Here is an 11666-nt window from a genome sequence, read left to right as displayed (position 1 = left end):
TGCCATAAAGTTATTATACCATATTTTTAGGTCGATTTTGTATAAGTTTCACTATAAAAATAGTCTTTTAAATTTTGTAATTAGAAAGATTCCTTTTGAAGTTTATTAATATTTTAGTTGTGAATAGACTTCATATCCTTTAAGAAATTCTCGTCCTTTTAAATCTGATAATTCTATCATAAATGCTAATTCATATACTTCTGCTTCTAATTTTTCTACTAATTGAACCATTGCTTTGGCGGTTCCTCCTGTAGCTAACAAATCATCAACAATCAATATTTTCGAATTTTTTTCAAAGGCATCTTTATGGATTTCTATACTATTTTTACCATATTCTAAAGAATACTCTACACTTTCAACTTCTGCAGGTAATTTTCCAGGTTTTCTTGCAGGAACAAATCCTGCTCCAATATTATAAGCTATTGCAGCTCCGAAAATAAATCCCCTTGCGTCAGCTCCTACTACATAGTCTATTCCTTTATTTTTGTATCTGTCTGTAAAATCCTTTATGATGATTTCCAACCCTTCTTTATCTTTTAATGCTGTTGTAATATCTCTAAAAATTACTCCTTTTTCTGGAAAATCTTCTACTGAACGGATTAATTTTTCTATTTTTTCTTTTTCTTCTATTTTCATTTTTTCTTCTTCCTCTTTTCTACAATTATATAATTAACGATAATTCTGTGTGCAACTATACTTATGAATTTTTGATTCATATTGTTTGAATTAATTTAATTTTTAATAAATTTAAGATGTAACAGTATTTCATAAATCAAAAACAATTTTACTGACACAAATGTTATTATTTTCAAAAACCAATAGTTATCATCTTTAATTGTTTTTATCAAAATATTAAATACATAAAATTTATGATTCAGTGATTTATTTAACTTATGATACAACTAATAAACTACATATAAATATTTCTTAATTAATCATTCCATAAACTTCCTAAATCAGTTCTTATTTTTTCATTATTCATTAGTTTTAATAAATTTTCCTTAATATTTGGATAAATTATCATTGTTTCCAATTCTTCTTTTGTTACAAATTTCAAATCTGTCAAGACTGCTTCTTCTCCTAATTTTATGATACTATCATTTTTATTATTACGGTGTATTTTATAAAACAAATTTAAAACATGACGTTTCTTATCTGGGGAAATTGTTTCTGAAAAGAACAGAAATTCATCAACTTCTATATCCATATTTGTTTCTTCCTTATATTCACGAATTAAAGCTTCTTTTGTAGTTTCGCCCCAGTCATTTCCACCGCCAGGAATAAGCCAGTATTTTTTGTTATTTTTGTGATGTTGAATTAGCAGAATTTTATTATCTTCTATGAGAATTCCTGCCACACGTATTCGTGGTCTAACTTCTTCCATTTTTTCTCCTTATTTCTCTCTTTCTTCCTCCTGATCAATAATAATCGCTCTTACTCTTTCCACACGCTTATTATCCATATCAGTCACTTTTAATATAAATTTATCGTCTTTTACTTGATCAAATACATCGGCAACTTTTCCCAGCTTGTCTTGAATGTATCCAGAGATTGTATCGTATTCTTCAGATAAAGGAATTTCTATATTCAATTTACCATTTACTTCCTCAATAGGTGTATCTCCTTTTATATCAAATATTTTTTCACGAATTTGCTGAATATTTTCTTCTTCCTGATCAAATTCATCTCTTATTTCTCCAACAATTTCTTCTAGTAAATCTTCAATCGTTACAATTCCCTGTGTTCCTCCATATTCATCAATAACTATTGCCATATGAAGCTGCTTTAACTTGAATTCTTCTAGCAATTCAATCAAAGATTTTGTGATTGGAACAAAATAGGCCTCTTTCATAAATTCCTTTATTGGGGGATTCTCTCCAGTTTTCTTATCGTAACGGAGTAAATCTTTCATATGTACTGTTCCTACTATTTTGTCGATTGTTTCTGTGTAAATTGGGATACGTGTGAACCCTTGATCTAAAATTTCATCCCATACATCGTCTATTTTGCTTTCTGCTTCCAATGCAAATACATCTCTTCGTGGAGTAAGTATTTCCTTGACTGTTGTTTCCGAAAATTCAAAAATACTGGTAATCATTTCCTCTTCGCCTTCTTCAAACACACCGCTTTCTGTTCCAGCCTTTAAAAATGTTAAAATTTCATCTTCTGTTATTTCAAACATTTGATCTTTTACCTTTATCTTGAATATTCCAACAATAAATCTTGAAATATGTATAAATAAACGAATTAGGGGTTTTAATACAATTCGTATTGTATTTAACGGAATTATTAATGTTCTAGAAACTCCATAGATGTTGTTTCTTGCTATCAGCCTTGGTACCATTTCAGAAAATATCAGGATAAGAACAATTAACACAAAAAATGAAATTCCTACAAAAAGATTTTCTGTATAAATTCTTTTTATTAAATAAACTCCTGTAAAAACCATTGAAGAATAAGAGATCGTTTTCACAAACAGAAGTGTTGTAAGTAATTCATTCGGATTTTCTAGCCAAAGCTTTAAAAGTTCGCTTTCCTTTGTTTTCTCCTTTTCTTTCGAATCACTTTTTAAATGTATCTGCTTAAGCGATGATAATGCTGACTCTGCAGCTGATAAAAACGATGTAAAAAACAATAAAACCAATAATAGAACAATATCTAACAAAATCCTCTTCTCTTCCAAATTTTATCCCTTCTTTATTTTTTATTTTTATAAAAATTATTCAATAATCATTAATGTCTGACCTTTTTTTATACTATCCTTGTCTTTAACAAGTATTTTTTTTACTTTTCCTGCAACTGTTGATTTTACTTCATTCATAAGTTTCATTGCCTCTACTATACAAAGTGTCTGTCCTTCTGTAACGGAATCTCCCTCTTTTACAAATGGAGACGCTGTTGGCGATGGTGATGCATAAAAAGTACCAACCATTGGGGAAGTGATTTGTGTTCCTGAAATTTCTTCAGAAGCTGCTTCCTGTACTGGTGCAGGAGAAGATGTTTCTTGCGGTTGTACTTCCTGTGGAATATTTGATGGTGCTGTAGCCATAGGCTGAGCTAGTGCGTTATTTACTATGATATTTCTTTCTTTCCTTTTCTTAGTCAATGAAACTTCAAAATTATTATCTTCATATTTTACTGATTCAATTTTGTTTTCGTTCATACTTTTGGCTAATTTTTCAATAAATTTAATTTTATCTTTCATTAATTTTCTCACTTTCTTTTTTAATTTAATTAATCTTATTTATTCATTTTTTGATTGTATGATTTAAATGTATTCTTTATTAGCATTGCAATTGTCATCGGACCAACACCACCGGGAACTGGAGTAATGAAAGAGGCTTTTTTAGAAACTTCCTCAAAATCCACATCTCCACACAGTTTCCCATCTACACGGTTTATTCCAACATCAATTACAACGACACCTTCCTTTACATCAGTTGTTTTTACTAATTTTGGATAACCTGCGGCTGCTATTACTACATCGGCTCTTTGTAATTTTTCAGATAGATCTTTTGTTTTTGAATTACAAGTTTGAACCGTTGCGTGCTTTCGCATTAATAAAAGTGTCATTGGTTTTCCCACAATATTACTTTGTCCAATCACAAGGACATCTTTTCCTTTCAAATCAATATTATATTCTTCAAACATCTGAATCACTCCAGCTGGTGTGCAAGGTAAAAATCCTGATTTATCTCCAATCATCATTTTACCAATGTTTGTCGTATGAAATCCATCAACATCCTTTTCGGCTGAAATTGCATTTATAATATTTAATTCATCAATATGTTCAGGAAGTGGTAATTGTACCAAAATTCCGTCTACATTGTTGTTATTATTTAATTTTTTTATTTCTGAAAGTAAATTTTCTTCTGTAATATTTTCATCAAGTCTAATTGTTTCAGAATGAAATCCGACTCTTTCACAAGCTTTTATTTTATTTCTTACATAAATTTGTGAAGCAGGATTGTCTCCTACTATAATTACCGCAAGTCCAGCTTTTCTGCCAACTTTTTTTTCCAGTTCACTATGCTCCTGTTCAATTTCTCTCAAAATCTTTTCTGAAAGTGCCTTTCCATCAATTATAGTCATAGCTTTCCTGCCAAATTAAATTCAACAGGTTCTCCTTTCGATATTATATTTTTTCGCTTATATTATTTATTCTCCAGAAATTTAATTCCTGTAACTTTGCTGAAATATCCATATCTACAACTTTTATATTTTTATCTAATTCCAATTTATAAGTTGTCATGTTAAGTATTGCAGAAATTCCACTTTTTACAAGACCTTCTGCTGCAATTTGCGCCTGTTCTTTTACAACTGCTAAAATAGCCATTTCAATTCTTGTATCAGAATTATTCTTCATATTTTTTATAAATTCATCAACATTTTGTATATCCTGAACAATTAAATTATTAGCAGCTGTTTTCCCAATCTTATTCTTATCCTTGTCAAATATCCCAACAATTTTAAATCCTTCACCTAAGACATCGAGATTCGAGGAAAGCATTTCTCCCATCTTACCATGTCCTACAATTATCACATTGTTAATTTTATCAATTCCGAGAATTTTTGTAATAATTCCTATTAGATTATCTATATCATAACCTTTCCCTCGTACACCAAACTCACCAAATGTTGATAAATCTTTACGTACCTGAGCAGAAGTAGTGTTCATAATTTTGGCAAGTTCGATGGAATTTATTTCGTTATACTGTTTTCGGACTTCTTTTAGAATAGATAGATATTCTGTCAGTCTTTGTACAACTCTTTCAGAAATTTCCATTTTTTTTAACTTCATATTTCCTCCTATGAAAATTAGAAAATTACAATCTAGCCTTCTATTCTTATTTTGAACTAGAATTGCTATACAATAATTTTTCTCCAATTACCATTTTACGTCCATTAATAATATCTACTCCCTTTTGAAGTTTTTTCCCTTCAAATTTTGCCTCCAAAATCAATAATCCTCCATTTGCGACTTTTACAACAGGCCCTTTTTTATTGATAATTTCGACAATTGTACCATTTTCTACTTCATCTTCATATTTTTTTTCAATTTTTTCACTTTTGTAAATTTTTATGTTTTCACCTTTTTCGTTGGAAGTATGTGCTGCTGGAAATGGGTTTAATCCACGAATTTGATTGTAAATAACTTCTTTTGTGCTATTCCAGTTGATTTTTGCCTGTTCCTTTGTAATCGGCTTTACTAAGGTGGCTTTGCTGTCATCTTGTTTTTCCGCCTGAACTTCACCATTTTCAATCAATTCTAACGCCTTTTTAAGTCCAGCTGCTCCCAAATCCTTCAATTTATCGTGCAGAGTCCCAAGCGTATCATCTTCTGCAATTTTACAATATTCCTTTAAAATTACATCTCCAGAATCAAGCCCTTCCTCAATATACATTATGCTTACACCTGTTTCAGTGTCCCCATTTAAAATAGCGGAATGAATAGGCGAAGCCCCTCTATATTTTGGCAAAAGTGAAGAATGCACGTTTATTATTCCATATTTTGGAATATCAATTATTTCTTTTGGCAAAATTTTTCCATAAGCTACAACTACGATTAAATCAGGATTTACTTCCTTAATTTTGTTTATAACTTCTTCATCCTTCATTTTTTTTGGTTGAACAACTTCTACATTATTATCAATTCCAAACTGCTTTACGGGAGAAAATATAATTTTATTTCCTCTGGCATTTATTTTATCCTCTTTTGTAAAAATAAGCTGTAAATCCGTATTTTTAAATACAACTTCCAGACTTGGTATTGCAAATTCTGGCGTTCCCATAAATATTGTCTTCATTTATTTTTCTCGCTTTCCTGACTTTATTAGTCCAAGTCCCTGTAAATTCTGCCTTTTGCAAAATCTTTCTTTAGAACATCTAATTTTTTAGCAACTAATCTTTTATTCATAACCGAAAGTTTGTCTGTAAACAGGATTCCTTCTATGTGATCAAATTCGTGCTGAAATGCCCTAGCCCACATTTCATCGAGTTCTTCAATGACTTCTTCCCCATTTTCATTTAAATATTTCACTTTAATTTTTGCAGGACGGTTTACTTTCTTAAAAACTCCAGGAATGCTCAAGCATCCTTCCTCCATATCTGCAATTTCTTCAGAAAACTCCAAAATTTCTGGATTAATAACTTTTTTTACAACTCCTTCGTGTTCCAGCACAAAAAATCTTTTAGCAATATCCACCTGATTTGCAGCAAGTCCCACTCCATTGGCTTTTCTCATAAGAGCAACCATTTCATCTAAAATTTCTCTTATATTATCATCAACTACGTCAACTTTTTCTGATTTTTCACGTAAAGTTGGATGTCCATATAAAACTATTTTCATTTTTATTTTTTCTCTCCTTATTAAACTCATTATTACCCATTTTATTTTATCATATTATTTGATAAATTTTAATACAAAACATCAATTAATTTTTTATTTAAATTTTATTTTAAATTATTTCTACTAAGCTAATTGTTTTTCTCAATTTTTCATATTAGTTTTTTTAACGCAGAGGTATCAAACGCCATACCTCTTATTTCGCAATATCAGTTACTTTAACATCTTTGAATTGATTAGCACTTAACAATTATGGCGAAAGTTCTACGAACTACTCCCGCTTGACACAAAACTTTCTTATAAAAGAAAACTCGTTTTTGAATACTCGACTATTCTAATATGAAAAATAAATTTTACTTTAAATACATTCCAAAAGCTCGAACAGTTCTTTTTCTCTTAATGAAATTTTGCTTGATAAATTTTACTTATAACAACTATTTCAATAAACTAAAAAAGTTGTGATTTCTAGAAATTTAAAATTACTAATTTCAACAGAATGTTATAAATATCAAAATTAAATTTTTCAATCAATTAACTTCCTAAATCCCAATTTTGTTTCCGATACAAGTACTGCAAAAAGTACCAATCCAGCACCAACTGCCACTCTAAATGATAATCTTTCACTTAGTATAAAAAATGCAAAAAGTGGTGCAAAAAGCGATTCTGTTGACATTAGCACTGAAGCTCTTGTGGAAGTTGTATATTTTTGGCAGAATGTCTGCAACACTGTCGGTATCGTCGTTGAAAAAATTGTCAAATAAATTATCGAAACTAGCATCATTCCATCAGGCTTTTGAATTTTGCTCGTATCTGAAAAGATAAAAATATTTGCCACAAACAATATTCCCGCCACAAACATCTGCATAACAACAAGTTTTAAAGGCTCAACTTTTTTACTAAAATATCCATTCGTAGCAATTTGTCCTGCAAAAAATATCGCACTTATAATTGTCAAAATATCGCCAAAATTAAGATTTGCAAGATTCATCTTCCTGTCAAAACTTATCACAGCAACTCCCATCACACAAATAACCGAAGCCAAAAATGCAAAAATATCAGGACGTTTTTTGTGCAAAAACCAAAAAATATAAGGAACAATTATAACGTTTATCGAAGTAAAAAAAGCATTTTTACTGGCAGTCGTAAGCATCGCCCCATAAGTTTGGAAAGCGTATCCAAAAAATTGAAAAATTCCAACTATTAATCCAGCCAAAATATCCTTTTTCGTAAATCTACCAACTTTCCTAAAGAAAATTCCGTAAAGAATAATTCCTCCAACAAGAAATCTAACTGCTGACAAATAAAACGGATCAACTCCTGTATTCAGCCCAATCTTCACAAATACAAACCCAAGTCCCCAAAATATCCCTACAAAAAGCAGTCCAAAATCTGCCAAATACTGTTTCACAAAACTTCTCCTTATCATTTTGAAATTTTTCCAAAAATAAATTAGTAATATTAAATAAATCTAACTTATATTAAACACTGTTTAAAAAATAAAATTTAATTCTTAAGTATCTATCTTAAAGATTTTTAATAATATATTTATAAGTATTATGATTAATAATAATTTTTTCTATTTTTTTACTCAATTTTTTGTAACGTAAGGGCATCAAGCGCCATGCCCTTACAACCACGCTTAACGCAAAACTTTCTTATAAAGAAAAAATAAAACTCGCTTCGTAAAACTACGCTCAGACAGTTATTTTTCCTTTAACGAAATTTTGCTTATTTAATGTTTTCCAAATGTAAAATCCTAAAATTTAAATATAATAATCTTATTTAAAAATAATTTTACAATTCATTTCATTACTTTGTTTCATCGCTAAAAAACTTCTTATAAATATCCATTTTCAAAAATTCATTTTCTATTTTCCCATCGTTCTTTTCCAGATATTCCATTACAAAATCACGTACAAATTTGATTTCCTTCACATTTTTTACAATGTCGGTAAAAAGCATGTCAGACACTCCACTTTGTCTTGTTCCCAAGATTTCTCCTGAATTACGTAACTTTAAGTCTTCTTCGGCAATTTTGAATCCATCTGTTGTTTCTTCCATAACTTCCAGCCTTTTTATTGAAATTTCATTTGTTGTTTCGGATTCTAAAAAGCAGTAGGACTGGTATTTTCCACGACCAACTCTTCCACGTAGCTGATGAAGTGAAGAAAGTCCAAATCTTTGAGCATCACGAATTACCATAATTGAAGCGTTTGGTACGTTTACACCGACTTCGATTACTGTTGTGGAAACTAGAATGTCGAGTTCGTGATTTTTAAACTGTTCCATAACTTTCTGCTTTTCCTTGTAAGTTTGCCGTCCGTGCATAAGCCCAATTTTTCTATTTGGAAAAATTGAAATGTATTCTTCGTATGTTTCCTGTGCTGATTTTACATTCAGGCTCTCACTTTCCTCAATTAATGGCGATACTATGTATACTTGCCGTTCCTCTTTCATTTTCTTTTCCATAAAGTTATACATTTTTTGCCTGTCAATTTCATTTTGTATCCATTTTGTCTTAATCGGACTTCTTCCAGCAGGCAACTCGTCAATAATTGATACATCCAAATCTCCATAAATTGTAAGTGCAAGTGAACGTGGAATCGGAGTAGCACTCATAACAATTAAATTGGCAAGATTTCCCTTATCACGTAAAAGTTTTCGCTGTGTTACCCCAAACCTGTGCTGTTCATCAATTACAATCAGTCCAAGATTTTTGAAAATTACATTGTCCTCAATTAGAGAATGTGTCCCAATTACAATGTCAACAAGCCCTTCTTTTATCTCGTTCAGTAATTTTTCCTTTTTCTTTCCCTTCACACTCCCAGTCAAAAGTTCCACTCGTATGTCAAGATTCATAAACTCATCTACAATTCCCAGATAATGCTGTGTAGCAAGAATTTCTGTCGGTGCCATAATTACGCCCTGATAACTGTTTTCCACCATATAAAGAAGCATTATGAAGGAAACAATCGTCTTTCCAGAACCAACATCCCCCTGAATCAACCTATTCACAATCTTTCCAGCCTTTAATTCAGAATAAATCTCCTTTATTACACGCTTCTGTGCTTTTGTCAAATCATAATCCAGACCCTTTATAAATTTGCTCACAAGACTTTTGTTGTCCTCAAGTTTATAAATATTCTTATTTGCCTTGTCTACACTAAAACGATTTTGCAAAATTCCCATTTCCAGAAGCAAAATTTCCTCCAGCATAAATCTTTTTCGTGCTTTGCCTTGCTTTTCCTCATTTTCTGGAAAATGAATATTTAAAACCGCCTCTTTTCTTCCAAGCAGTTTCTCCTTTTGCAAAAACTCCTTTGGTAGATTTTCCTGCAATAAATATCCGTAATCCATCAAGGCATTTTCCATAACTTTTCTAATTGCCTGCTGTCTAAGCGACTCAGTAGACGGATAAATAGGTAATATCTGCTTTTGTTCCTGCATATCAAAACTAGCTTGATTGATTTTTTTATATTCAGGATTTACAAGCTGAAATTTTACAGTTTTTCTCACTTTCCCATAAACTGTAATTTCATCGCCAATGTGAATACCATTTTTCACAAACCTGTTATTAAACCACACAAGCTCAATCATTCCGCTATCATCACTCAAAACCGCTCGAAACATAGTCCTTCCAGCCTTTATATACTGATTAACCACATTCACAACCGTTCCCTGTAAAATCACAAATTCATCTGCCAGAATTTCCGCAATTTTCTTATGATTGCTCCTATTCTCATAAGCCCTCGGGAAAAAATAAAGTAAGTCATAAAGTGTAAAAACTCCCAGTTTCCTAAATTTTGGAATGTTTGTTTTTGTAACTCCTTTTATTTTCACATTTTCTAAATTTCCATAAAGCAAGTTATATGTTTTCATATCTATTTCCGCCTTATTTTAATATCTCCAAACCAAAAACAATTAATAAATAAAATATTTTTAAGTTTGAATTTTAATAATATTTTTCAATGTTTACGTTTTTTATTACTGTTTTTTCTATATCATTACTAATAATGATACCATAATTTATCGAAATTTTCCATATTTTGAAAAATAAAAACTTCCCTAAGTTTTAAGACAGTTTAACTAATTTTTTCATTTATAAGCATCCTTTTTTTCGCAAAAGAATTATCTCAAAAAAATTTATTAATTAATTTGAAAAAATTTTCTCAATAATGTAAAATATAGTAAAAATTCTTAAAAATTAAGAACTGTATTTTTGACTTCAAGAGGAAAAATATACATGTTTATAATAAACAAAAAATTGAAAGGAAATAAACAAGATGAAAAAATTAACGACTATTTTATTATTTTTAGCGTTTGGAATTTTTGGGAATGCAGAAAGTGTAAGCAGTATTATCTATAAGAAACTGAGTGCAAAAGGGATTAAACGTGAAATTATTGAAGAAACTATTAAACTTGATGAAGAAATTGGCGATGGACTGCTTTTTGAAACTTCGGGTATTGATGGAGCGGAATATTTGGAAAAACTGGAAAATTTGCTTGAAAAGGATAGAAATAATTATATCGTAGCAGGAAAAATCGCTGAAACTTATTTGGCAAGCCTTTATTTGAAAAATATAAGAAATGGAAAAAAATATATGGACATTTTTGAAAAGGCTAATCCAACAGATTATGAAATTTGGAGCATGAAAGTCACTTATTATGGAAATATTGAAGATTTAGACGAGAAAAATAAAATTATTAATCAAATAAACAAAAAATATCCAAATTCTTTATTTTTAAAACTTATAAAATTACAGGAAGAAGCCAATGATAATGGCGTAAAAAACTTAAAGCCTGAAATAGATGAAACTCTAAAACTTTTGAGCAATAAAAGTGAAACTGATAAATTTACAATGTCAGATGAAGAAATCTATTCCTACAAGTTAAGTTTACATTTTTTAAATATTCGGAATTTTGTTGAAAAAAATGAATTTCAAAAAGGAATTGACTATTATTTAAATAATATTGCAACACTTTCTGCAAGTAATAAAGTAAAAAACTATAATTTTGGACAGGAAAAATTTTTGTTTATGATGATAACTACAATAAATAATAATATTGAAAACAAAAGCCAAAAGAAAAGAAATGTAGAAAAGCTCAAAAATACAGATATTTTTAGAAAGATTGATAGAAACAGGGAAATTGAATTATAAAAATTTCTAATCAGTATCTTGTAAACTAATAAAGCTTATAAATTGGTTTAGGAATAACTCAAATTTCTCATATATTATGTTATACTAAACCTTATTTAAATAATGAATTTATTACAAATTTTTCTAATAAAGGATATAAACCTAATATTTTCAAGTAATTT

Annotated in this window: 11 protein-coding genes; 1 reads left to right on the top strand and 10 read right to left on the bottom strand. The window is 29.8% G+C overall.

Annotated elements, in window-relative coordinates; genetic code table 11:
- Positions 1 to 105: 105 nt before the first annotated feature.
- The 10 genes from HMPREF1552_RS04800 to recG all read right to left on the bottom strand — a co-directional run bounded on the left by HMPREF1552_RS04800 (position 106) and on the right by recG (position 10225).
- The gene (locus tag HMPREF1552_RS04800; RefSeq protein ID WP_021743970.1) at positions 106 to 636 is read right to left on the bottom strand and encodes an adenine phosphoribosyltransferase; all 531 of its coding nucleotides are present in this window, start codon (positions 634 to 636) and stop codon (positions 106 to 108) included.
- A 295-nt stretch (positions 637 to 931) separates the two neighbouring features.
- Positions 932 to 1384: an NUDIX hydrolase gene (locus HMPREF1552_RS04795; RefSeq protein ID WP_021743969.1), complete on the bottom strand. Its 453-nt coding sequence runs from the start codon at positions 1382 to 1384 to the stop codon at positions 932 to 934.
- Between the two features lie 9 nt (positions 1385 to 1393).
- On the bottom strand, positions 1394 to 2683 hold the full coding sequence (locus HMPREF1552_RS04790; protein WP_021743968.1) for a hemolysin family protein: 1290 nt from the start codon (positions 2681 to 2683) through the stop codon (positions 1394 to 1396).
- Positions 2684 to 2719: 36 nt separating this feature from the next.
- On the bottom strand, positions 2720 to 3205 hold the full coding sequence (accB, locus tag HMPREF1552_RS04785) for an acetyl-CoA carboxylase biotin carboxyl carrier protein (RefSeq protein ID WP_021743967.1): 486 nt from the start codon (positions 3203 to 3205) through the stop codon (positions 2720 to 2722).
- A 35-nt stretch (positions 3206 to 3240) separates the two neighbouring features.
- The gene (gene folD / locus HMPREF1552_RS04780) at positions 3241 to 4092 is read right to left on the bottom strand and encodes a bifunctional methylenetetrahydrofolate dehydrogenase/methenyltetrahydrofolate cyclohydrolase FolD (RefSeq protein WP_021743966.1); all 852 of its coding nucleotides are present in this window, start codon (positions 4090 to 4092) and stop codon (positions 3241 to 3243) included.
- A gap of 43 nt (positions 4093 to 4135) precedes the next feature.
- Positions 4136 to 4801, bottom strand: coding sequence for a redox-sensing transcriptional repressor Rex (locus HMPREF1552_RS04775; RefSeq protein ID WP_039901193.1), 666 nt, complete (start codon positions 4799 to 4801; stop codon positions 4136 to 4138).
- A 46-nt stretch (positions 4802 to 4847) separates the two neighbouring features.
- Positions 4848 to 5807, bottom strand: a complete 960-nt coding sequence (gene fmt / locus HMPREF1552_RS04770; protein WP_021743964.1) for a methionyl-tRNA formyltransferase — start codon at positions 5805 to 5807, stop codon at positions 4848 to 4850.
- A gap of 26 nt (positions 5808 to 5833) precedes the next feature.
- Entirely contained in the window at positions 5834 to 6349 is a 516-nt protein-coding gene (gene def, locus HMPREF1552_RS04765; RefSeq protein WP_039901191.1) for a peptide deformylase, read from the bottom strand.
- Positions 6350 to 6869: 520 nt separating this feature from the next.
- Positions 6870 to 7754 (bottom strand): DMT family transporter, encoded by an 885-nt coding sequence (locus tag HMPREF1552_RS04760; RefSeq protein ID WP_039901190.1) that lies wholly within the window; start codon positions 7752 to 7754, stop codon positions 6870 to 6872.
- Positions 7755 to 8155: 401 nt separating this feature from the next.
- Positions 8156 to 10225, bottom strand: a complete 2070-nt coding sequence (gene recG / locus HMPREF1552_RS04755) for an ATP-dependent DNA helicase RecG (RefSeq protein WP_021743961.1) — start codon at positions 10223 to 10225, stop codon at positions 8156 to 8158.
- Between the two features lie 404 nt (positions 10226 to 10629).
- Between recG and HMPREF1552_RS04750 the strand changes: the two genes are divergently transcribed.
- Positions 10630 to 11505 (top strand): hypothetical protein, encoded by an 876-nt coding sequence (locus HMPREF1552_RS04750; protein WP_021743960.1) that lies wholly within the window; start codon positions 10630 to 10632, stop codon positions 11503 to 11505.
- Positions 11506 to 11666 lie beyond the last annotated feature (161 nt).

Source organism: Leptotrichia sp. oral taxon 879 str. F0557 (assembly GCF_000469385.1).
Lineage (GTDB): Bacteria > Fusobacteriota > Fusobacteriia > Fusobacteriales > Leptotrichiaceae > Leptotrichia > Leptotrichia mesophila.
This window is presented reverse-complemented; position numbering and strand designations above follow the sequence as displayed.